This is a genomic window from Brevibacillus sp. LEMMJ03 (assembly GCF_007197875.1).
GTDB classification, from domain to species: domain Bacteria; phylum Bacillota; class Bacilli; order Brevibacillales; family Brevibacillaceae; genus Brevibacillus; species Brevibacillus thermoruber.
Genome location: NZ_VKJN01000003.1, coordinates 278,232 through 300,571, shown reverse-complemented (window position 1 = coordinate 300,571; position 22,340 = coordinate 278,232). Strand labels below are relative to the sequence as shown.

The window sequence follows — 22,340 nt, the reverse complement described above, 5'->3', positions numbered from 1 at the left end:
TCTTTTCGACAGACCATCCTCCCGCTGTCACGGCGCATCCCCTACCATACCACGCGTTTATGAACCCAATATGAACGGACGGTGACGCATGTCTCCCACAAAAAAAACGCCCCTCGCACGGGAGGGACGCTGCCGTAAGGACGTATCCGCTTCGGTCTTTTTGCCTATTCCGTTTGACTCAAATCCGGGGCCGCGGAGAGAGGCCTCTCCCCTGGCTCATTTCTCCGGCACGCTCAGCACAGGCTGGGTCTCAGGCCGCTTGACAAACGAACTGTACGCGGCAAAACAGCCGACCGCCACCAGCGCCAAGACCGCCATCAGGTAGAGCATCCCTTGCGGAGCGAGCGCCTCGAAGGCCATCGCTCCCACAAGCGGTCCCGCCATCCGGCCGGCGGACGCGATTCCCCCGACAATGCCCTGGACCATCCCTTCCCTCCCGGCCGGGGCCAGATCGGCGGCAATGGTGGGCACCGCCGGCCACACCAGCATTTCGCCGATCGTCATCACGAACATGGCCGCCACGAATCCGGCGTAGGCCGTCGTCTGGGAGAGGATGAGCATCGACAGCGCAAACACGTACGCGCCGAGCAGCAGCTGCGCTTTCAACGTCCGGGCGAATCGGTTGATCATCCAGGAGAGCAGCGGCTGGCCGAACAGGATGAGCGCTCCGTTCAGCGTCCAGAGCAGACTGTACTGCCGAAGCGAAATGCCCAGCGACTGCATGTAGGCGGAGAGCACCGTCGTCCACTGCGCGTAGACGATCCAGCAGACCAACAGGCCGCTGCAAAGCAGGCCGATCGCCCCCCAGGCGACCGGACGGCGTTCCGTTCCCGCCGCAGCCTGCTTCGCCTCCGTCCCGGCCGCTTCCGCCGCGTGGGCTCGTTCGTTCGGTTGTTCCGCGAGATGCTGCGGCAGGCACCGGAGAAACATCGCCAGCGTCGCCGCCTGCGCGATGGCGTTGCCGAAAAACGTCCAGGCGAACGACATGCTGGCCAGGACGCCGCACAAGGCCGAACCGACGGCCACCCCGATGTTGAGGGCGACGTAGATCACGTTCAGCCCCTTGCGCCCGCCTTCCGGCCAGAGGCGGGCAACCAGTGCGTTCAGTACGGGAAAGATGATGCCAAAGAAAAATCCGTTCAACAAAAGCAGCACGGTGTAGGCGGTGAAGTCGGTCGTCAGGCCAAGCGCGACGGAGACAGCGATCGCGCCGACGGAACCGACCGCAATCGTCCGCCTGTGTCCCCAGCGGTCAAAGAGAATGCCGCCCGCCACACTCCCCACGAGGTTCGCTCCCTGGTTCAACAGCAGCAGCAGCCCGGCAACGGTGAGCGGTTTGCCCAGGTAATCGTGGATGTAGATGGTGACCAGCGGCCAAATGCACGCCATGCCCGTGGAAGTCATGGCAGCAACGGCGGCGAGAACCCGTATGCTGCGCGGATACATGCTCCACATTCCGCTCATGACTGATTACTCCTCAATCCGATGAAAATCTCCGCTTTTTCCGCCCGTTTTGCTCATCAGGCAGGTGGGGCCGATGACCATCCCCTTGTCCATCGCCTTGCACATGTCGTAGACAGTGAGGGCGGCGGCACTGACGGCGGTCAGCGCTTCCATCTCCACGCCCGTCTTGCCGGTCGTTTTGACCGTCGCCTCCACCTCCAGCGTGTCGGGGCCGACAAAGGCAAAGCGGATGTCGATGCCGGTCAGCGGCAGCGGATGGCACATCGGGATCAGCTCCCACGTCTTTTTCGCGGCCATCACGCCGGCCACCTGGGCCACCGCGAGCACGTCTCCCTTGGACACGCGCCCTTCCCGGATGCGCTCCAGCGTCTCCGGCTTCATCGTAATCCTGCTCTTCGCCACCGCTTCCCGCCTGGTCTCCTCCTTGTCGGAGACGTCCACCATGCGGGCGCGATTTTGCTCGTTAAAGTGGGTCAATTTATCGTTCATGCTGCGTTCCTCCCATATTCGATCCCCTCAATGGCGGGGAATGGCGTATCACCGTCCAAACCGGCCGGTCCATACCGTCTCCGCCAGTTGGACATGCCTTAGCCCGTCGTTTCTCTCATTATCTCTAACCTTACCGTTGGCGCGGCACAAAATCAATGAGGAAACTGCGCGAAGCGGCACCGTTCATTAGACAGTTTCCGCTTCGGTGTGTTATCGTTTCCGGTAGAAAGCGTTTCAACCTGCCGCCGCTACGCTATACAAGATACCCGGCGTCAGGTTGTTCAAAACCGGGAAATGAGGAGTGCATCGATGCAAATACGCGTGCTGTTGTTTGCCGGCCTCGCCGAGAGGGCCGGTGAACGGGAGATTCGAGTGAGCGTGGCCGAAGGGGCTCTCGTGCGCGACCTGCTGCAAGCGGTCGGGGAGCAGTATCCTGCGCTGGCGCCGCTGTTGGGCGGCTGTTTTGTCTCCGTCAACCAGGAATACGCCGTACCGGACAAGGCGCTGGCGCCGGGCGACGAAGTGGCGATCCTCCCCCCGGTGAGCGGCGGCGAAGAGCCGCGTTTTGCCGTGACGACTGAGCCGCTCAGCGCGGACAAGCTGGTTCGGCTCGTCTCCAATCCGCGGGCCGGGGCCGTGCTCGCCTTTGTCGGAACCGTTCGCGAATTTACCCACGGACAGCGGACCGTCTCCCTCACCTACGAGGCGTACGCCCCGATGGCCGTGGAAAAGATGAAGCAAATTGCCGCGGAGGTGGCCGAGCGCTGGCCGGGGGCGGAGCTTGCCATGCATCACCGCATCGGCGACCTGCAAATCGAGGAGATTGCCGTCGTCGCCGCCGTCGCCACGCCGCACCGGAACGAAGCGTTTGAAGCGGGACGGTACGCGATCGAACGGCTGAAGCAGATCGTTCCCATCTGGAAAAAGGAAGTCTGGGAAGACGGCAGCGAGTGGAAAGGGCACCAGCAGGGACCGTGGAACCCGCTGGCGCTTCCCGACGAAGCGGAAAGGAGATAGAGACGTGAAGACGCGATACTCCCGGCAGATCCTGTTCCCCCCCATTGGCCGGACCGGCCAGGAACAGCTTCTCCAAAGCCGCGTGGCCATCGTCGGCATGGGCGCGCTGGGAACGGTGCTGGCCAACCACATGGTCCGGGCCGGCGTCGGTTTTGTCCGCCTGATCGACCGCGACTTTGTGGAGCCGAGCAACCTGCAGCGGCAGATGCTGTACGACGAAGACGACGCCCGCCAGCACCTGCCCAAGGCGATCGCCGCCCACGCCAAGCTGGCGCGGATCAATTCGGAAGTGACAGTCGAGCCGGTGGTGGCCGACCTGACGGCTCACAATGCGGAAAAGCTGCTCGCCGACGTCCAGCTCGTCCTGGACGCCACGGACAACTTTCAGGTTCGCTATCTGATCAACGACGTCTGCGTCAAGCACGGCATTCCCTGGGTGTACGGCGGGGCGGTCAGCGCGACCGGCACGTTTGCGGCGATCCGGCCGGGGATTACCCCCTGCCTGCGCTGCCTCTTTCCGGAATCGCCCAATCCGGGGGAGATGCCGACCTGCGACACGGCCGGCGTAATCGGCCCGATCATTCACATCGTCGCCTCCTACCAGGCGACGGAAGCGTTGAAACTGCTCGTGGGCGACCAGGAAGCGCTCAACCCCCATCTGGAGCACTTCGACATCTGGAACAACCGCCACCAGCAGATCCGCGTGCAAAACGGCCGGCGGGCCGACTGCCCGACCTGCGGACAGCGCCAGTTTTCCTATCTGATGCCGGACACCCAGGAGGGGCAGGCCGTCTCCCTGTGCGGCCGCGACACGGTGCAGATTTCGCCGGCGGCCGGCGCGCAGCTCGACCTGGACCAACTGGCGGAACGGCTGGCACCGTTGGGGCAGGTCGAGCGAAACAAGTTTCTCCTCCGCTTTCACGTCGACCCGCACACGCTGGTCGTCTTCCCCGACGGCCGCGTGCTGGTGCAGGGAACGGACGACATCAGTCTGGCCCGCACGCTGCATGCGCGGTACATCGGTGCGTAAACCGGCGAAAACCGGCCGTCCGTTCGCTCCGACCGGCCACCGCCGCCTTGTGACCGCGCGGGCAGGGACCGCTGCTTTCGTGGATGGCTGGCAGAAGGCGCGGCGAACGGCTGCCCGCAGCCATATATAGTAGTAAGGAAGCGACTGGCAACGCCCCCCTTGCCGCTGTCAAACGGACGGCGGCCTTTTTTTCAGGCTGGCGGAGGTGGAGATTTCCAGGAAAGGGAGTTCATGTCGCATACATTTGCCTGTTGGGGTTATAGTAAGTCTGGACATTTCTTCGCAAGTACGCGGAACGCTGCAAAATGATTTTTTGACTGATTTTGTGAAGCCATCATGAATTTTGGGGTAGAAGCCGAGCAGCAAATCGAGTATAATAGGGGCGTATCGAAGAAACGAAACTGCGTTTCATCAGATGAAACTCCAAGAGGATAAGGGAGGTTGTGAACTTTGGCTAAACACGATGCTTACAACGTGAAGTCTTCCCTGCAAGTGGGCGGCAAAACGTACGCGTACTACCGCCTGCAAGGCTTGGAAGAACAAGGAATCGGCGAAGTTTCCAAGCTGCCGTTCTCCATTAAAGTGCTGCTGGAAGCGGCTGTGCGTCAGTTTGACGGCCGCGCCATCACCAAAGAACACGTGCAACAACTGGCCAACTGGACAAAAGGCCGCGACGAAAACAAGGAAGTGCCGCTCATGCCGGCCCGTATTGTTCTGCAAGACTTTACGGGTGTGCCGGCCGTCGTCGACCTGGCTGCCATGCGCATCGCGATGAAGCGCGCCGGCGGCGATCCGAAGCGGATCAATCCGCTCGTACCGGTTGACCTGGTCATCGACCACTCCGTCATGGTTGACGATTTCGGCAACGACAAGGCGCTGGAAAACAACATGAAGCTGGAATTCGAACGCAACCAGGAGCGCTACCGCTTCCTGCGCTGGGCGCAAACCGCGTTTGACAACTTCCGCGCCGTTCCGCCGGCAACCGGTATCGTGCACCAGGTAAACCTGGAGTACCTGGCAACTGTCGTGGCAACCCGCGAAGTAAACGGCGAACTGGTGGCCTTCCCGGACTCCCTCGTCGGCACCGACTCCCACACCACGATGATCAACGGTCTGGGCGTGCTGGGCTGGGGCGTCGGCGGCATTGAGGCGGAAGCCGGCATGCTTGGCCAACCGCTCTACTTCGTCACCCCGGAAGTTGTCGGCTTCAAGCTGACCGGCACCCTGAAAGAAGGGGCAACCGCAACCGACCTGGCGCTGACCGTTACGCAAATGCTGCGCAAAAAAGGCGTGGTCGGCAAATTCGTTGAGTTCTACGGCCCGGGCCTGTCCAACATCTCGCTGGCAGACCGCGCGACCGTCGCCAACATGGCGCCTGAATACGGCGCAACCATGGGCTTCTTCCCTGTCGACGCCGAAACGCTCAACTACCTGCGTCAAACCGGCCGCAGCGAAGAGCAAATCGCCCTGGTGGAAGCGTACACCAAAGCGCAAGGTCTGTTCCGCACCGACGACACGCCGGATCCGGTCTTCACCGAAACGCTGGAACTGGATCTGTCCACCGTCGTGCCCAGCCTGGCCGGTCCGAAGCGTCCGCAAGACCGCGTCGAACTGACCAACATGAAGGAATCCTTCAACAACAGCCTGCGCACGCCGATCGAAAAAGGCGGCTTCGGCCTCTCCGAAGAAAAGATCAAGGCGGAAGCAACCGTCACCTACCCGAACGGCGAGACGGCAACCCTGAAAACCGGTTCCGTCGTCATCGCAGCCATCACGTCCTGTACCAATACATCCAACCCGAGCGTAATGCTGGGCGCCGGCATCCTGGCGAAAAAAGCTGTGGAAAAAGGACTGAAAAAACCGCCGTTCGTGAAGAGCTCGCTGGCTCCGGGTTCCCGCGTCGTGACCCAGTACCTGATCGACGCCGGCCTGATCGATTCGCTCAACGCGCTCGGCTTCAACGTGGTCGGTTACGGCTGCACCACCTGCATCGGTAACTCCGGTCCGCTGCCGGAAGAAACCAGCAAGGCGATCGCCGAAAACGACCTGACCGTGGCAGCCGTTCTGTCCGGTAACCGCAACTTCGAAGGCCGCATCCACGCGCAGGTAAAAGCGAACTACCTCGCTTCCCCGCCGCTGGTCATCGCGTACGCCCTGGCCGGCACCGTGGACATCGACCTGACGAAAGACCCGATCGGCATCGGCAAAGACGGCCAGCCGGTTTACCTGAAAGACATCTGGCCGACGCCGCAAGAGCTGGCGGAAGCGATGAACAAGGCGATGAATCCGGAACTGTTCCGCGCCCAATACGCGAACGTGTTTACGCAAAACAAGGCATGGAACGAAATCGACGCACCCAAAGGCGACCTCTACGAGTGGGATGAAAACTCCACCTACATCCAGGAGCCGCCGTTCTTCAAAGACCTTACCGGCGACGTCGGTCACATCGAAGAGATCAAAGGCGCACGCGCACTGGCTCTTCTGGGCGATTCCGTCACCACCGACCACATCTCGCCGGCGGGCAACATCTCGCCGACCAGCCCGGCAGGCCTGTTCCTGCAGTCCAAAGGCGTGGAACGCAAGGACTTCAACTCCTACGGCGCTCGCCGCGGCAGCCACGACGTGATGATGCGCGGTACGTTTGCCAACATCCGCATCCGCAACCAAATCGCTCCGGGCACCGAAGGCGGCGTAACCAAGTACCTGCCGACCGGCGAAATCATGTCCATCTACGATGCGTCCATGAAGTACCAAGCAGACGGCACGCCGCTGGTGGTACTGGCCGGTAAGGAGTACGGTACCGGTTCCTCCCGCGACTGGGCGGCAAAAGGTACGTTCCTGCTCGGCATCAAAGCGGTAATCGCGGAAAGCTTCGAGCGCATCCACCGCTCCAACCTGGTGGGCATGGGCGTGCTCCCGCTGCAGTTCGCCGACGGCCAAAGCTGGAAATCGCTCAACATCGACGGTACGGAAACGTTTGACATCGTCGGCTTGAACGACAACGTACAGCCTGGCCAACGTCTGAAAGTGAAGGCAACCCGTCAGGACGGCAGCCAGTTCGAATTCGACGTCATCGTCCGTCTCGACTCGATGGTGGATGTCGACTACTACCGCAACGGCGGCATCCTGCAAACCGTCCTGCGTCAACTGCTGGACGAAGGCAACCCGGTAACGGCTTAACAACCAACATTCCTTACAGCACCCGCATGAAACAGGCAAGCGAACGCTTGCCTGTTTTGCGTGTGGTGGGAGCGCCCGTCCTTGTAAAAAACGCATGCATGTTCGCCCGGCTGGCAAGGCATCCTTATGAGAGAGGGAAAACGTCTGCGAAAGCGGCAAAACAAGGGGGGCATGCTGTCATGAACGGGCAGGACTTTGAACGGCGGTACGCGGCGTACAAAGCGGACGGCGAGCGGCAGGCCAGGCAGGAAAACGGGCCGGACGCAGCGCCGGCTCCGGTGCAGGAACGGATCGTCGCCGTGCGCAAAAACGAAGACGGCAATCTGATCGCGTTTCAAACCGAGTCCGGGCGGGAGCTGGATTACGTGACCGCCCTGCAGGAAGCGAAAGCGGGCCGCCTGGCACATGTCGACGTGTTTCACAAGTACGGCCGCGACATCCTGCGCAGCGAACCGGACGGAATCAAGGAAAACAATTTGGACAACCTGCCGGAGTTTTGAAAAACAGGCGTCTGATTGCGGTCAGACGCCTGTTTCTTTCCAATATCGGCAACAAAAAAGCTGCCGGACGTTCCCGACAGCGCGCAGCGTTCGTTTTGGACATGGTCGCTTTCGTCGTGTGCTATTTCATCATTTTGCCCATCCGGTACGCAGCCTCCATGATCGGACGGGCAAATTCGCGCATTTTTTCCGGCGTCAGCCGGTTGGACGGCCCGGACGCGGCGATGGCGGCCACCAATTTGCCGTTGCGGTTAAAAATCGGGGCGGCTACGGCGGCGGCCCCCAATTCCCGTTCCTCCACGCTGGTGGCAAAACCCTGCGCCCGAATCTGCTCCAACTGCTCCAGGTACGCCTCCCGATCGATCGATTCCGGCCAGTTGGGATCGTTCAGCACGGCCTCCAGCACCTCCGGCTCGGCGTACGCCACCAGCACCTTGCTGGACGCGCCCACGAAAAGCGGCATGCGGGCCCCAATGGGCGCCACCCGGCGAATCGGCTGGTTGCTCTGCACCGCCTGGATGCGGATCCGCTCGTTGCCGTCGCGCACGTACAGGCTGACAGTCTCGCCCACCAGGTCGCGCAAACGCTCCATCTCCGGCAGCAGGACAGTAGCAGGGTCATCGGAATGGGTCAAATTGGCGGAAAGCTCCCAGATCCGAAAGCCGAGCCGGTATTTCTCCGTCTGTGCGTCGCGGATCAGGAAGCCTTTGTTTTCCAGGGTCGCCAGCAGCCGGTGCACCGTGCTTTTATGCAGGGAGAGGCGGCTCGCGATCTCGCTTAGGCCCAGATCGGTCGAGTCCGTGAAACAGAGCAGGATGTCCAGCGCCCGCTCCACCGCCCGCACGTTTGTTTTTGGCTCTTCCATGTGTTCTCACCCGCTTTCGTTTTGGAATGTCACCGATCGTTTCACTAGATGAAATATGGTTCTACTCTTCAGTATAGAAAAAAGGCGGACGCACGTAAAGCGGAAAAGCGCCGTTCCCGGGCGGCCCAAACGATGTACAACCGCATCGTCCCTACAGGCGGACTTGCCGTGCCGCGTCCAGCAGCAAAAAGGCAGCCGCTTTCAAGGCGGCTGCCTGCGTGTGCCCACCGGGACGGGGCCGCGATGGCGCTTCTTAGAAATCGAAATTGTCCGGGTCGGGACCGAACCGCTTGTTTTGATTCAGCGCGCTGATGCGCTCCATGTCCTCGCCGCTCAGCGTGAAGTCGAACACGTCCGCGTTTTGACGGATGCGCTCCGGCGTGACCGATTTCGGGATGACGACCACGCCGTTTTGCAAATGCCAGCGCAGGACGATCTGCGCGGGCGACTTGCCGTACTTATCGCTCAGTTCCGCCAGCAGCGGCAGGTCCAGATTGCCTTTCATCAACGGGCTCCACGCTTCCAGTTGGATGCCGTTTTCCTTGCAGTATCCGTGCAGTTCCCGCTGGGTCAGAAGCGGATGGCATTCCACCTGGTTTACGGTCGGCACGATCTCGCTCACCTTGCGCAGCTCCTCCAGATGGTGCACCTGGAAGTTGCTTACGCCGATCGCCCGCACGTACCCTTCGCGGTACAGCTTCTCCAGCGCCTTCCACGTCTCCAGGTACTTCTCCTTGACCGGCCAGTGGACCAGGTAGAGATCGAGGTAATCCAGGCGCAGCTTTTTCATGCTCTCGTTAAACGCCTTCAGCGTCGTCTCGTAGCCCTGGTCGGCGTTCCACACCTTGGTCGTGATGAACAACTGATCGCGGGCGATGCCGCTGTCCTTGATCGCGTCGCCGACTCCGGTCTCGTTGCCGTAGACGGCCGCCGTGTCAACGCTGCGGTAGCCCACTTCGATGGCGGTACGAACCGCGCGCTGCACTTCTTCTCCCTCGTTTACCTTGTAGACGCCCAGACCCAGCCACGGCATGCTGACTCCGTTGTTCAATACAGTGCTGTCTCCGATATGCGTTGCCATTGGATCTCCTCCCGTCTTTTCCAATATGTATGACCGTATATAGTGTATCACAACCACAATTCCAAAAAAAGGTTAAAAACTGGATGGAACCTGCCTTACCTGGAGAAAGGCGCCCACCGGATGACTTCTCTTTCATCAGTACAACCGCTTCGTATAGCTCTCCTGCAGCGCTTCCTCCACCTGCCTGGCGGTAAAGCCGGGCGCGTTCATGTTGGCGTGGTCCGCCAGCACCTGGGCCATGGCCGGCAGATTCTCCCTGTCCAGCCACGCTTCCGGCTGCCACAGGCGGGAGCGCTTGAACGCCTTGGCACAGTGGACGAAGCACTCCTCCACCCGCACCCCGATGCCGACGACCGGCGCCTTGCCGTTTACCGCCATCCGGCTCAGGATGTCGGCGTCCCGGATGACGCAGGCCCGGCCGTTGACGCGCAGCGTTTCTTCCAGACCGGGGATGAGAAAGATCACCCCCACCCGGGGATTGGTCAGGATGTTGCGCATCGAGTCCATCCGTCGGTTGCCGGGTCGTTCGGGAATGATCAAGTGAAAGTCATCCAGCACGTGCACAAAGCCCGGCCCATCCCCGCGCGGCGAAGCGTCGCAGTTGCCGGCAGCGTCCACCGTGGCCAGAACCAGAAACGGCGATTTGGCAATGAACGCACGGCAGTGCCGGTCCAGGCGGTCAATGGCCTTTTGCTTTACCAGTTCCTTCGGCTCGCCCAACAGTTCGCGCAGCTCCGCCTCGGCGGTCACCACGTCCCGAAACATCGCCTCCTTTTCCATACGATCACACCTTTTCCTGCCAGTGTTTTTCCATGCTGCTGCCGATCATCGCGCAGAATTGTCCAACGATTGCGTCAATCAAACATGGACATGGGACGCGAAATCCCCCGCACATCACGCTGCTCATCACGCGAAGCGGGCACCGGAGTCTGCCGGTCTGGGACAGGCTGTCATGCGCTATCCCCTGACTTCCAGCAATACTTTCCCTGTGCTTTGTCTGCTCTCCACCCACTCGTGGGCTTTGGCCGCTTCTTCCAGCGGAAACCGCCTCCCGATCTTGATGCGCAGACGCCCGTCGGCCAGCAGGCGAAACACCTGCTCCGCCGTGCCGCGCAAGAGATGGGGACGCATTTTCCGGGTCGTGCCGAAGCTGAATCCGAGCACGGAGCGGCAGCTTGCATGCAAGTCTTTTGTCGCAAACGTCCCGACGGCCCCGCCTGCATTGCCGAAGTGAACCAGCCTGCCGTACGGAGCGAGGCAGGTCATGCTTTTTTCCGAGACCCACCCGGAAATCGAATCCAGGATGACATTGGCCCCTTCCCCGTTTGTGAGCTGGTTTACCTTTTCCGCAAAGTCTTCCCGCTCGTAGCAGATGACGTGATCCGCACCGGCTTCCAGAGCGGCCGCCGCTTTTGCCTCGCTGCCGACCGTCCCGATGACGAGGCCGGCACCCAGAATCTTGGCCAACTGGATCGCCGTCGTGCCGATGCCGCCTGCCGCGGCATGGATCAGGACCGTTTCGCCCGGTTCCAGTCTGGCCACATCGGCGAGCAGTTTGTAGGACGTAAAGGAAACGACCGGACAGGCCGCTGCCGTATCCACATCCACCTCGTCGGGGAGTGCAAAGGTGAGCTGTTCGTCCGCGACCGCATACTCCGCGTACGACCCGTGCTGCGGAAACGCAATCACGCGCTGGCCCACCTTGACGTGCTTCACGTCGGCCCCCACCCGCTCGACAATTCCGACCGCATCCAGGCCGGGAATGAACGGGAGCGTGCCTGTCCCCTTTTTCCCGTACCTCGATTTAATATCAGCAAAATTCACGCTGGTTTTTTCGACACGAATTAATACTTGTCGGGAATGGATCTCCGGCATTTCCACGTCCGTGTAGATCATCGTTTCCGGTCCGCCAAACTGCGTGACGACGATCGCTTTCATCCCTTCATTCCCCCCAACGGCCGTTTTCCTATTATTTCTTTAGGGCTTCCTCATTTCCTCCTCGTTTCGTCCAGTCAGCTGCGAGCCGCTGCTTCCGGCTGGGACGTACCCGTGCCCCCTTCGTCGCGAAACCCGCGAATGGTCTCAAGCAGCTTCCGCATCGAACTGGACGAGATCGCGTCGCGCCGGCGGATGAACACCGTGGAGACGCGGCCGAATTCGCGCGGAATGGAATGGCAGCGGATGCGCCCCGCCGCTTCCAGGTGAGCGACGGCTGCCCTGGGCACGAGCGAGACCCCCAATCCGGAGGCGACCACGGCCAAAATCGTCTCCAGCGTGCCAAACTCCATGATCCTGGCCGGTGTGATCCCTTCCGCCGCAAGCCACTGCACCAATCGTGCCCGATAGCCGCAGCCGGAGCGAAACACGAGCAGCGGCCTGGTTTTGCATTCGTCCAGCGAATGGGGGGCGCCGTCGCCGCTCGCGATCAGGACAAGCTCTTCTTCCGTCAAGAGCTCCTGGACAATCTCCGGATGCTCGATCGGTCCGCTGACAAACGCCCCGTCCAGCTCATAGGCCAGCACTTCGTTCACCAGGTGTTCCGTCACCCCGGTCACCAGAGACAGATCGACGCGCGGATAACGCCTGCAGTAGACGGACAGGATCGCAGGCAGGCAGGAGACCGTCTCGACGGAGCCGATCAACAGCGGGCCGGACGGATTCTCCTCGTCCTGAAACGCCTTTTCCATCTCGTCCATCATCGCCAAAATCTTCTGCGCGTAGGCCAGCAGCTTTCTGCCGTCGGGATTCAGCGTCACCCCTCTCGCGTGCCGGTAAAACAAGGACGTTCCCAGCTCCCGCTCCAAATGTTGAATGCGCGCCGTCACGTTGGACTGCACGTAATTGAGCTCCCGGGCCGCCCGGCTGACGCTGCCGTGCTCGGCAACGGTTTGAAAAATGCGCAGGTCGCTCAGTTCCACTTCGTTCCTCTCCCTTCCGTTCCGGTATCAATCATAGTGATGCACACGATCATTTTCAATCATTTTACATGATGAAATTTCCGGAATATGATGGTGATCGTGAAAATTGGTCAAGGTAAGGGAAAGGCAGGCAGGTACAGCGACATGAACACCAACCACATCCTGAAAGGGGCTTTTTTGTGCCTGATCGCCAGCGTGGCGTGGGGGGCGATGTTCCCCGTGGCCGAAAGCGCGTTTGCGCATCTCGATCCGTTTTTCTTTTCCGTCATCCGCTACTCCGCCGTCTCCGTCATCCTGCTGGTCCTCTTGTGGCTGAAGGAAGGCGGGCGGGCGCTCCGTTTCGACGGCCGCGGCGCACCGCTCTGGTTCTTCGGCACGATGGCGTTTACGGTCTATAACCTGTTGGTCTTTTGGGGCCAAAACCGCTTGGGCACGTCGGGCGTGATTCTCGCCTCGGTGATGGAAGCGCTGATGCCGATGATTTCGGTGCTGGTGCTGTGGATCTGGAGTCGGAAGCGGCCGGCGCCGTTTACCGTCGGCTGCATCGCGGTGGCCCTCGTCGGCTGCTTCCTGGTGATCACCAAGGGGGATTTCCACGCGTTTCTCCTGGGAGCCGACCGGCTGTTTCCGGTTCTCGTGATCTTCGTCGGCGTCCTGGGCTGGGTCATCTACACGATCGGCGGCGACGTCTTTGCCGAATGGTCCGTGCTGCGCTACTCCACGCTGAGCTGCGTGCTGGGCACCGCCACCTCGCTTGCGGTCGTCCTGGTGCTGGCCGCTTTCGGCATTTTGTCCGTCCCTTCGCTGCCGTCGATCTGGTCGGCCGGCCCCGAGCTCGGCTTCATGATCCTGGTCGCCGGCGTGCTGGCGCTGGTCAGTTGGAATGCGGGCGTGAAGCAGTTGACGCCGATCAACGGCATCCTGTTTATCAACTTCGTGCCCGTCACGACCTTTGTCATCTCCGTCATGCAGGGGTATCGCCTCACCCTGTTTGACGCCGGCGGAACGCTCCTGATCATCGCGGCGCTGGTCGCCAACAACCTGTATCAGCGCAGACAGCTCAAGCTGTCCGCCGCGGCCGCCCGCGCAGCGTCGTAGCGAGCGGGGCGCCGAATTCGGCACCGCTCCGCAAAAAGGTCGGGATATGCTTCCGGGCAAAAAAGGACCAAGACCAGCCAGTCTTGATCCCCAGAGGGCGGATTTTACCTCACCAGTGCGTGTACGGCCGGCAGAAACACGAAACGGAAGCGAGTCCCTTGTCGGGCCCGCTTCCGTTTTCGTTGTCCGCTTCTTCATTCACCAGTCTGCGGCGGCCAGCTTGTCAAACCACCTTTAGAACGGCCACTCCAATTTGGTGCCGATCACGTGGTCGAGCGGAATAAAGCCGATGTCCCGACTGTCCCGGCTGTTGTTGCGGTTGTCCCCCATCACGAAGATGTGGTTGTCGGGCACAACGACTTTCCCCAGGCCGTCGTACTGGGCCGTCTCCTTGATGTACGGTTCGTCCAGCGGCTTGCCGTTGCGGTATACCAGGTGATCCTTAAATTCCAGGACGTCGCCCGGTTTGCCGATCACCCGCTTGACGTACATGAAATCTTCCTTCTGGTTGCCCAGCATCAGGTGAATCAACGGATGGCCCAAGAGGTCATCCCGGAATGTCCGCTTTCGGTTCACGCGGCTGTCGATCACGACGATGTCGCCGTAATCGGGCAGGTACGAAAAGGTGTGGGGGAGTTTGGAAACGTAGATTCTCTGCTGATCGTGCAGTGTCGGGTCCATGGAGTGGCCTTCCACCTTGAACGGCTGGAAGACGAAGATGCCCAGAACCAGCGCCAGCGTTGCCGCGAAGGCCAGGGAACGAATCCAATCCCAGATCTCTTTGAGCTTCACAGGCAGCCCGCCTTTCGTACAGGTTTGTCTACCACGTATGATAGCACAAATGCGGCTGCAAATTAAACGAGGCCCCTCCGTTCCAAACAGACACCCCTTGCAGGCAGCGGCGCAATCCCCGTGGATTCGTCCACTCGTGGGCAAGGGGTGATTGGGTTTCCGTTCCTTCTTTTCTCCTGGACAACCGTCAGGCCGTCACGTCCAGATTGGGATTGTAGCGCCGTACATACCGAAGCATGTCGTCTCCGGCCACCCGGCTGGACGCCGGACGATGCGGCTGCCGCGTCAGATGGGCGGCAAGCTGTTCCGCTCCTCTCTCCAGGCGTTTGCGGGCCGCATCCGGCAGCGTCAGCACGTGCGGCACGAGCAGCTGCAGGTACCAGATCCCCTGATGCTCCTCGGAGATGTCGATCTCCAGTTCGATGTCGCCGCTGTCAAACGCGAACAGGTGGTTGAACAGCGACGCTCTCGCTTCCGCGTCCAGGCCTGACACATCAAGCCTTTGCACGCTCAGGTAATGCTCGTCATTGAACAGGACAATCTGTTCGTCAATCGGTTGGTACTTCTTTTTCAGCGGGTCCATGTGCGTACCTCCGCTTCCTTTTGTCATATTTTTCAGAATAACGCAGCAACGGATGTTTCGGCAAGATCTGTCTGTCTGATGGCTCACGTCATTTATCGATCAGCGCAAAAACCCTTCCACGCTGTCCGGTATCGTGCCGACAAGGAGCCAACCACGACCTGGCTGTCCCAGAAAGCCAAAAAAAGGCCTTGCCGAATCGGCAAGACCTTTGCTGCTTCCCTCTTTTTTCCCTAGAACAGTGTCGATCCTTCTGCAAGCGCCTCGGCGTCCTCGCGGGTGATCAGCACGGCGCGGGGCTTGCCGCCGCTCTGGCCGGCGACGTAGCCGTCCGCCTCCATCATCTCGATCAGGCGGGCTGCCCGGTTGTACCCGATGCGGAAGCGGCGCTGCAGCGCGGAAGCGGAGGCCTGTCCCTGTTCCGCGACAAAGAGCAGCGCCTCGTGGTACAGCGGATCGTCGCCCATGTCGTACGACTGGACCTGCTGCTCAAGCTCCTCTTTGCTGAACAGGTAGGACGGCTTTCGCTGCTGTTTGATCGCGCGCGTGACCCGTTCGATTTCGTCGTCCGAGACGTAGTTCCCCTGCAGGCGGACAGGCGTGACCCCGCTCTCCAAAAAGAGCATGTCGCCCCGTCCCAACAGCCGCTCCGCCCCCGACTGGTCGAGGATGGTGCGGGAATCCACCTGCGAGAAGACGGCAAACGCGAGACGGGTGGGCACGTTGGCCTTGATGTTGCCGGTGATGACGTCCACGGACGGCCGCTGCGTGGCCAGCAGCAGGTGAATGCCGCAGGCCCGCGCCTTTTGCGCGATGCGGATGATGCATTCCTCCACGTCCTGCGGCGAGACCATCATCAGGTCGGCCAGCTCGTCGATCACGATGACGATGTACGGCAGCGGCTGGTCGACGGTCTGGTTGTAGCGTTCGATGTCCCGCGCCCCCGCGTCGACGAAGAGGGCGTAGCGTTTTTCCATCTCCTCCACCGCCCACTTCAGGGCGGCCGTCGCCTGCTTGGCGTCCGTCACCACCGGCGTCACCAGATGGGGCAGGTGGTTGTACGGAGCCAGTTCCACCATTTTCGGGTCGATCAGCAGCAGCCGCACTTGTTCCGGCGTCGCCTTGTACAAGAGGCTGACGATGATCGAGTTGATGCAGACGCTTTTCCCCGAGCCGGTGGCGCCCGCGATCAGTCCGTGCGGCATCTTCTTGATGTCGGCGACGATCGGCTCCCCGCCAATGTCCATGCCGAGCGCCACGGCCAGCGGTGACGGATGCTCGCGGAATTTCGCCGAGCCGATGATCCGGCTGATCAGGACCGGCTGGCTGGTCAGGTTGGGTACCTCGATCCCGACGGCGTTGCGGCCGGGAATCGGCGCCTCGATGCGAATGTCCTTGGCCGCCAGGTTCAGCTTGATGTCGTCAATGAGGCTGGTGATTTTGTTCACCTTGACCCCCGGCGCCGGCTGCAGCTCAAAGCGCGTGACGGACGGCCCTTTGACGATGCCCACCACCTGGGCGTTGACGTTGAAATTGGCCAGCGTCTCCTCCAGAAGCAGTTTTTGGAGCTGCGTGTGCTCGTCGTCGTCTTCGCTCATCGGCGGGCTGGGGTCGAGCAGATCGAGCGACGGCAGCACGTAAGAGGCGGCCGGTTCCGCCGCTCCTACAGCCGACGATGCCCTTTCCTGATCGACGGCGGAGGCGGACGATGCGGCGGTTTCTCCTGCGCTCGTCTCTTCCTCCCGGGCTGTCCACTCTGCGGCAGCATCCAGCCCGGCTGCTGCAGGCTGTTCATCATGGGCGCGAGCGGGCAGTACGGGAGCGGACGACTCCCATGAAGGAGAGAGCGGTTTTGCCGCCGATGCGTCGGACATCGCTGCCGCCAGCGGTTCGACCGGCTCTTCCGGTGCCTCTGACTTCACTGCCGCCAGCGTTTCGGCCGGTTCTGTCGGCACTTCGGCCATGTCTCCCGCCGCTGTTTCGATGGGCTCTGCGGGCGATTCGCACTTGGCTTTCGCCGGCGCCTCCATCACCCCATCCGCCGCGGCAGTCTCCGAGACAGAGGGCGGATTCGCCGCTGCGGCAGCCTCTGCCGTTTCCGTGTTCACCGCCGAGTCTGGAACGGAAGGGGCAACCGGGAGCGGCGGCTGGTTTCCGTCGGACCCGTCCTCCTTCCGGAAAACAGCCTCGGCCGCTGGAGCGTATTCTGTTCCCGCGTCCATCTTTTCCGACGGCACCGTCTCTGTCTCGAGTACCGTCTCTGTCTCGGACACCGTCTCCGTCTTTGCCACGGCCTCGGCCGCCGCCTTGTTTTTGAACACCAAATCGAGTGTTGTCGCCGCATCGGACGCCGCCGATTCTGCTTGTGCCTCCGGAACGGCCCGTGCGGCAGCAGCTTCCCCCGCACCCGTACCGGTCTCGGCCGCGGGCACTTCCCGCTTTGTCCACGGGAGCTTTGCAGCCGTTCCTGCTGCCGGTTTATCCGGCAGCGCCCACGCGCCGCGATCCGCCGAAACAGCGTCTGTCTCCGCTGCAGTCGGCACCTCCGTGCGGTCGCTCTCCGCGGCCGCCTCCCTGTCCGCCAGTTCCCGCTGGCTGTCCGCTCCGGCGTAGACGACCCCGGACGTCGTATGAATCCGGTGCTCCGTCTCCCGCGTGGACGGCGTCATTTTTCCGTATACCGGGGAGATGAACTCCGACGGTGTGTATGTACGTTTTTCCGCAGTCGGCCGTGCCGGGCGAAACGGCTCGGCTTTTCTCTCTTCACGGCGGACCGGTTCCACTCTCGCGCGGTCCGCTTCGCGCGGGAGACGCTCAGCTTCCCGCTTCCCTTGAAGGACTTCTGGCTTCACCTGTTCGTCGGGCTTCATCCCGTCCGCGGTGCCGCGGGCGGATGAGCCGCTGCGGAAGATCAAATCCGGCCCTCCGGAGGACAGACCGGCATCCCGCCCGGGCTTGTCCGCTTCCACCGGCCCTCTCTTCTTCGGCCGGCGAAGCTCCTCGTCCGAGATCACGGGAAAGCGAAAATGGCGCTGCTTCTCCCTTCTCGGCAGCTCCGGTTCCTGCTCGTCGCCCCGCTGTTTCGGGTAAATGCTCTTCGTCTTTGCCCGGAGCTGACCGGCGGACGGCCCGGCAGGCGGGCGATGGGCGTGTTCACGCTCCTGCTCCCACTCCTGCTCTTCCTCTCCCAGAATATATCGAATCAGCTTGTGCAGCCACGACCACATGTTGCAACGTTCCTTTCTTCCGTAACCTTCTTCTAGCTTCTTTATCGATCTATTCTCTCTATCATATTACCATGAATCATCCCCTTGTTTTTCAGTCCCGCGTTTTTTTCCAAAATTCCGCAACCTTTTTTCATATGGAACGTAGTACATATTGGAAAAACACAAAGACGATGTAGGGGAGGATGACAGCATGTGGAAAAAAGGTAGTGCCCTGCTTCTCGCGCTGATGCTGCTTCTGACCGGTTGCGCCGGCGAAGCGTCTCTCGTGCGCGACGCCGTGGTGGCGTCTCTGGAGAAGCCCAACTACGACTTTGTAGGGACACTCAAATTGACCGGCGACGTCGACAAGCTGCCGGCCGCCTTGGGGGAACAGCAGGACAAGGACACCGCCGCACTCCTGGCCGCTGTGAAAGCGGGCGTAACCGTGAAAGGTACGCAGCTTGACCTGAAAAACGTGAAGTTCAATCTGGAAGTAAACGACGACAAGCTGCTTCGCGAAAAAGGGTTCTGGACCGGCGACAAAAAGGCCGCGCTGGAGCTGGTCGTAAACGACGACAAGTTGTTTGCGAAATCGCCGCTGGATCAAAAGTACCTGCTGCTTGACACCAACGTGGCCAACGCGGCCGCTCTCGGCGGAGAAGTCAAAGTGGACGCCGCCAAAGTAAAAGAGTATCAGGACAAGATGAACAAACTGGCGATCGACTTCGCGAAGAAGTACATCGCTACATACGGCTACAAGCTGTCCAACGCGAAAAACCTGGGCACCGAGACCGTGGAGCTGCCCAACGGCGAAAAGGTAAAGGCGACCCACGTAGCCGTGAAGCTTGACGCCAAGGAACTGATCAACCTGTTCTTCTACACCGCCAACGACGCGGTGGCCAACCAGGACGTCAAAGCGTTCGCCATCGACATGCTGGTGCTCTCCAACAGCCTGCAGGAAGAGCTGCTCAATCCGGAGAAGAAAACCACCGAGGCGGAAAAACGCGCGGTCGCCGAAGCAATGGTAACGGCCGGTCTGGCACAAGCCAAACAATGGCTGAATACCGAGGGCAAAAAGCTGACGCCGGAACAACTTCTGGAAAAGGCCAAACAAAACGGCTTCCACGGTCTGACATGGAACCTGGACTTCTACATCGACGAAGCAAAACTGCCGGTTCGCCAAAAGAGCGCGCTGAGCGTTACCTTCCAGGCTCCGCAAATGAAACAGCCGCTGACCATCGGGCTGGAATCCGACCAGTTCGCCTACAACTTCGGCAAACCGACCAAGTACGACGTTCCGTCCAAAGACGCCGCTGTAACGATCGACCAACTGAAACAAGACAAAAAAGCGCTCGACGCTTTCCATGAAAAAGGCTTCCTGCGCACGTTCGTGGAAAAAGCGCTGGAAGAACCCCAGTCCCTGGAGCCGGACAAGGCAATTGAACAGGAGACGAAAAAGTAACGGGTTGAAAGCAGACAGGCATGGCGACCAACCGCCATGCCTGTTTTTTTCGTTTCATTGTACTGCTCTACCGGCTCGCCGGAATGATCCCCCGCTCTTCCAGATGGCGCAGGACGATCCGGACCGACTCCTCCACCGACTGCGTGCCGCTTTCCACGACCAGCTCCGGGGCGAGCGGTTCTTCGTACGGAGACGTGATTCCGGTAAACTCCGCAATCTCTCCGCTTCTCGCCTTCCGGTACAAGCCTTTCGGATCGCGCCGTTCGCACTCCTCCAGCGGACATTTGACGTAGATCTCCACAAATTCGTCCGGTTCCACCAGTCCCCTCGCCAGCTCGCGGTCCTCGCGAAACGGGGAAATGAAGGCCGTCAGCACGATCACGCCCGCGTCGACGAACAGCTTGGCCACTTCGGCAATCCGCCGGATGTTTTCCTTGCGGTCGGCCGGGCCGAACCCCAGCCCGCGATTCAGGCCGTGCCGAATGTTGTCGCCGTCCAGCACGTAGCTCTTCAGGCCGCGCTCGTGGAGCTGCTGCTCCACGGCGTTGGCCAGCGTCGACTTGCCCGCGCCGGACAGTCCGGTAAACCAGAGGATGCAGCTTTTGTGGCCGTTTTGCCGCTGCCGGTCTGCCTTCGTCACCGTCGTCGGATGCCAGACCACATGAGCGCTCGTCGTCTCTCTGCTCATCGCGTTTCCTCCCCTCTCCCCGTCAGACGGACAGCGCCTGCAGTCCTTCGATCAGGACCTTGGCGACTTCCGGGCGGCTGAACTCCGGCGGCGGCGCTTCCCCGCGGGAGAGCATCTCCCGCACCTTGGTGCCGGACAGCGCCACGTGATGTTCCGTGCCGTGCGGGCAGGTCTTGCTGGAGGCCATGCTGCCGCAGGCACGGCAGTAGAAGCTGTTTTCGAAAAACAGCGGCGTGATGCCCAGCTCTTCCGGGGTGAAGCGCAGAAAGATTCGCTGCGCGTCGTACGTGCCGTAGTAATTGCCTACACCGGCATGGTCGCGGCCGACGATAAAGTGGGTGCAGCCGTAGTTTTTGCGCACCAGCGCGTGAAAGATCGCCTCCCGCGGTCCGGCGTAGCGCATCGCGGCGGGAAACACGGCGAGCTGCACGCGATCGGCCGGATAGTAGTGGCGCAGCAGCACCTGGTAGCTCTCCATGCGGACGGCGGCGGGGATGTCGTCCGCCTTTGTCTCGCCGACCAGCGGATGGAGGAGCAGGCCGTCGACGATTTCCAGTGCCGCCTTTTGAATGTACTCGTGCGCGCGGTGAACGGGATTGCGCGTCTGGAAGCCGACCACGGTGTTCCAGCCCCGCTCGGCAAACCGTTTTCTGGTCTCGGCCGGGTCAAAGGTATGGGCGGCGAACACGCCTTTGTCAGGCCGTCTCACCAGCGTGATCGGACCGCCGAGATACACATTCGGCCGCTCCAGCAGCTTTTTTACCCCCGGGTGGTTGATGTCGTCGGTGCCGTACACCTGGCGGGCTTCCACCTGTTTGTCCGGACGGTAGATATCGCGCACTTCCAACAGGCCGTAAACGGTTCCTTGGTGCGACAGCCGCACGGAATCGCCGGCCTTCAGTCCGGCCGCATCCGCTTCCGCGACGGGCAGCGTGACGGGAATGCTCCACACCTGCCCGTTCGCAAGCCGCATCCGCTCCACGACCGATTCGTAATCACCGCGCTCCAGAAAGCCGGTGAGCGGGCTGTACGCCCCGATGGCGATCAGTTCCAGGTCCGCCAGCGCAAACGCGTCCAGTTCCACCTCCCGCACCGCCAGCGAGAGGTCTGCTTCCGGATCGAACCGGTTGATCAGTGTGCCGCCGTGTGGTTGGCTTGTCGTCATGTTCCTTCACTCCTCTGTATCGGATCGAGTTGCCGAAGCGGGCACGACGTGCAGGCCGCATTCGGTCTTGCCCGTGTTCGCCCAGCGGCCGGCCCGCGCGTCCTCTCCTTCTTGGACCGCACGCGTGCAGGGGGCGCATCCGATGCTGGGATACCCCTGATCGTGCAGCGGATTGTACGGCAGGTCGAACGTGCGGATGTACTGCCATACCTCCTGCCACGTCCAGTGAATCAGCGGACACACCTTGAGCGAACGGAAGCGGTTGTCCCGGTTGACGTATTGGACGTGGGCCCGCGTCGGCGACTGTTCCCGCCGCAGACCGGACAGCCAGGCAACCGCCCCCTCCAGCACCGACGCCAACGGCTCCACCTTGCGCAGTTGACAGCACAGGTCGGGCTGCCGCTCCCACAGCGCCTCCCCGTAAGCGGCCGCCTGCTCGGCCAGGGAGAGCGCCGGTTCCTTGATCGTGATCCGCAGCGTCGGGTAGCGCTCCCGGACCCGTTTGATCAGGTCGTAGGTTTCGGCAAAGTGGAGATGGGTGTCGAGAAAAAACACGGGGGCGTCCGGCTTCACCTTGCTGATCAGGTCGAGCAGCACGATGCCTTCCGCTCCAAAGCTGCAGGCGTACACCAGGTCGTCGCCGAACGTGCCGTACGCCCACTTGATCACGTCCAGCGCGTCTTTGCCCACCATCTCCCGATTGACAAAGGCGAGATCGGCATCCGTCGCCGATTCGTAATTCCAGTTCATATGCCTCCTCCTTGATCGTTGACCGAACTGTTTTCCCGGCGCACGCCGCTCCCAT

General features: G+C 61.3%; 19 protein-coding genes. 6 read left to right on the top strand and 13 right to left on the bottom strand.

The genetic code is table 11. The annotated features are described in order from the left end of the window. Nucleotides 1-216 precede the first annotated feature (216 nt). Together FOI68_RS06105 and moaC are read right to left on the bottom strand one after the other, a co-directional pair. A complete protein-coding gene (locus tag FOI68_RS06105; RefSeq protein WP_143862621.1) occupies nt 217-1,464 on the bottom strand; it encodes an MDR family MFS transporter in 1,248 nt (415 codons plus the stop codon). A 6-nt stretch (nt 1,465-1,470) separates the two neighbouring features. Next, nucleotides 1,471-1,953 (bottom strand): cyclic pyranopterin monophosphate synthase MoaC, encoded by a 483-nt coding sequence (moaC, locus tag FOI68_RS06100; RefSeq protein WP_029098677.1) that lies wholly within the window; start codon nt 1,951-1,953, stop codon nt 1,471-1,473. Nucleotides 1,954-2,262: 309 nt separating this feature from the next. Between moaC and FOI68_RS06095 the strand changes: the two genes are divergently transcribed. The 4 genes from FOI68_RS06095 to FOI68_RS06080 all read left to right on the top strand — a co-directional run bounded on the left by FOI68_RS06095 (nt 2,263) and on the right by FOI68_RS06080 (nt 7,680). Continuing rightward, the gene (locus FOI68_RS06095) at nt 2,263-2,970 is read left to right on the top strand and encodes a molybdenum cofactor biosynthesis protein (protein ID WP_143862620.1); all 708 of its coding nucleotides are present in this window, start codon (nt 2,263-2,265) and stop codon (nt 2,968-2,970) included. A gap of 4 nt (nt 2,971-2,974) precedes the next feature. Continuing rightward, nucleotides 2,975-4,000, top strand: a complete 1,026-nt coding sequence (locus FOI68_RS06090; protein ID WP_143862619.1) for a ThiF family adenylyltransferase — start codon at nt 2,975-2,977, stop codon at nt 3,998-4,000. Nucleotides 4,001-4,450: 450 nt separating this feature from the next. Further along, nucleotides 4,451-7,180: an aconitate hydratase AcnA gene (gene acnA, locus FOI68_RS06085; protein ID WP_143862618.1), complete on the top strand. Its 2,730-nt coding sequence runs from the start codon at nt 4,451-4,453 to the stop codon at nt 7,178-7,180. A gap of 179 nt (nt 7,181-7,359) precedes the next feature. Beyond that, complete coding sequence (locus FOI68_RS06080; protein ID WP_029098673.1) at nt 7,360-7,680, top strand: DUF3892 domain-containing protein; 321 nt, start codon at nt 7,360-7,362, stop codon at nt 7,678-7,680. 121 nt (nt 7,681-7,801) lie between these two features. On the opposite strand, the gene FOI68_RS06075 is transcribed toward FOI68_RS06080, so the two are convergent. From FOI68_RS06075 to FOI68_RS06055, 5 genes are all read right to left on the bottom strand, one after another. Then, nucleotides 7,802-8,545 carry an IclR family transcriptional regulator gene (locus FOI68_RS06075; RefSeq protein WP_029098672.1) on the bottom strand — a complete coding sequence of 248 codons (744 nt, stop codon included), beginning with the start codon at nt 8,543-8,545 and terminating at the stop codon, nt 7,802-7,804. A 253-nt stretch (nt 8,546-8,798) separates the two neighbouring features. Further along, on the bottom strand, nt 8,799-9,626 hold the full coding sequence (locus tag FOI68_RS06070; RefSeq protein WP_035299824.1) for an aldo/keto reductase: 828 nt from the start codon (nt 9,624-9,626) through the stop codon (nt 8,799-8,801). Between the two features lie 135 nt (nt 9,627-9,761). After that, nucleotides 9,762-10,406 (bottom strand): pyridoxamine 5'-phosphate oxidase family protein, encoded by a 645-nt coding sequence (locus FOI68_RS06065; RefSeq protein ID WP_143862617.1) that lies wholly within the window; start codon nt 10,404-10,406, stop codon nt 9,762-9,764. 177 nt (nt 10,407-10,583) lie between these two features. After that, nucleotides 10,584-11,564 (bottom strand): quinone oxidoreductase family protein, encoded by a 981-nt coding sequence (locus tag FOI68_RS06060; RefSeq protein WP_143862616.1) that lies wholly within the window; start codon nt 11,562-11,564, stop codon nt 10,584-10,586. A 74-nt stretch (nt 11,565-11,638) separates the two neighbouring features. Further along, complete coding sequence (locus FOI68_RS06055) at nt 11,639-12,544, bottom strand: LysR family transcriptional regulator (protein WP_051188140.1); 906 nt, start codon at nt 12,542-12,544, stop codon at nt 11,639-11,641. 144 nt (nt 12,545-12,688) lie between these two features. Here FOI68_RS06055 and FOI68_RS06050 point away from each other — a divergent pair, with 144 nt between their 5' ends. Continuing rightward, nucleotides 12,689-13,642 carry a DMT family transporter gene (locus FOI68_RS06050; protein ID WP_044897375.1) on the top strand — a complete coding sequence of 318 codons (954 nt, stop codon included), beginning with the start codon at nt 12,689-12,691 and terminating at the stop codon, nt 13,640-13,642. A gap of 234 nt (nt 13,643-13,876) precedes the next feature. Here the strand turns inward: FOI68_RS06050 and lepB are convergent, their stop codons facing one another. The 3 genes from lepB to FOI68_RS06035 all read right to left on the bottom strand — a co-directional run bounded on the left by lepB (nt 13,877) and on the right by FOI68_RS06035 (nt 18,241). Continuing rightward, nucleotides 13,877-14,434, bottom strand: coding sequence for a signal peptidase I (gene lepB / locus FOI68_RS06045; protein ID WP_029098666.1), 558 nt, complete (start codon nt 14,432-14,434; stop codon nt 13,877-13,879). 187 nt (nt 14,435-14,621) lie between these two features. Continuing rightward, on the bottom strand, nt 14,622-15,017 hold the full coding sequence (locus FOI68_RS06040) for a hypothetical protein (protein ID WP_143862615.1): 396 nt from the start codon (nt 15,015-15,017) through the stop codon (nt 14,622-14,624). Nucleotides 15,018-15,247: 230 nt separating this feature from the next. Then, entirely contained in the window at nt 15,248-18,241 is a 2,994-nt protein-coding gene (locus FOI68_RS06035) for a DNA translocase FtsK (protein WP_143862614.1), read from the bottom strand. A gap of 190 nt (nt 18,242-18,431) precedes the next feature. Here FOI68_RS06035 and FOI68_RS06030 point away from each other — a divergent pair, with 190 nt between their 5' ends. Further along, entirely contained in the window at nt 18,432-19,682 is a 1,251-nt protein-coding gene (locus FOI68_RS06030) for a hypothetical protein (RefSeq protein ID WP_044897369.1), read from the top strand. 67 nt (nt 19,683-19,749) lie between these two features. Here FOI68_RS06030 and cysC read toward each other — a convergent pair whose 3' ends face one another. The 3 genes from cysC to FOI68_RS06015 are packed head-to-tail and all read right to left on the bottom strand — an operon-like array spanning nt 19,750 to nt 22,285. Then, nucleotides 19,750-20,370, bottom strand: a complete 621-nt coding sequence (cysC, locus tag FOI68_RS06025; protein WP_035299816.1) for an adenylyl-sulfate kinase — start codon at nt 20,368-20,370, stop codon at nt 19,750-19,752. A 22-nt stretch (nt 20,371-20,392) separates the two neighbouring features. Then, nucleotides 20,393-21,535 (bottom strand): sulfate adenylyltransferase, encoded by a 1,143-nt coding sequence (sat, locus tag FOI68_RS06020; protein ID WP_029098660.1) that lies wholly within the window; start codon nt 21,533-21,535, stop codon nt 20,393-20,395. 6 nt (nt 21,536-21,541) lie between these two features. Then, on the bottom strand, nt 21,542-22,285 hold the full coding sequence (locus tag FOI68_RS06015) for a phosphoadenylyl-sulfate reductase (protein ID WP_143862613.1): 744 nt from the start codon (nt 22,283-22,285) through the stop codon (nt 21,542-21,544). Nucleotides 22,286-22,340 lie beyond the last annotated feature (55 nt).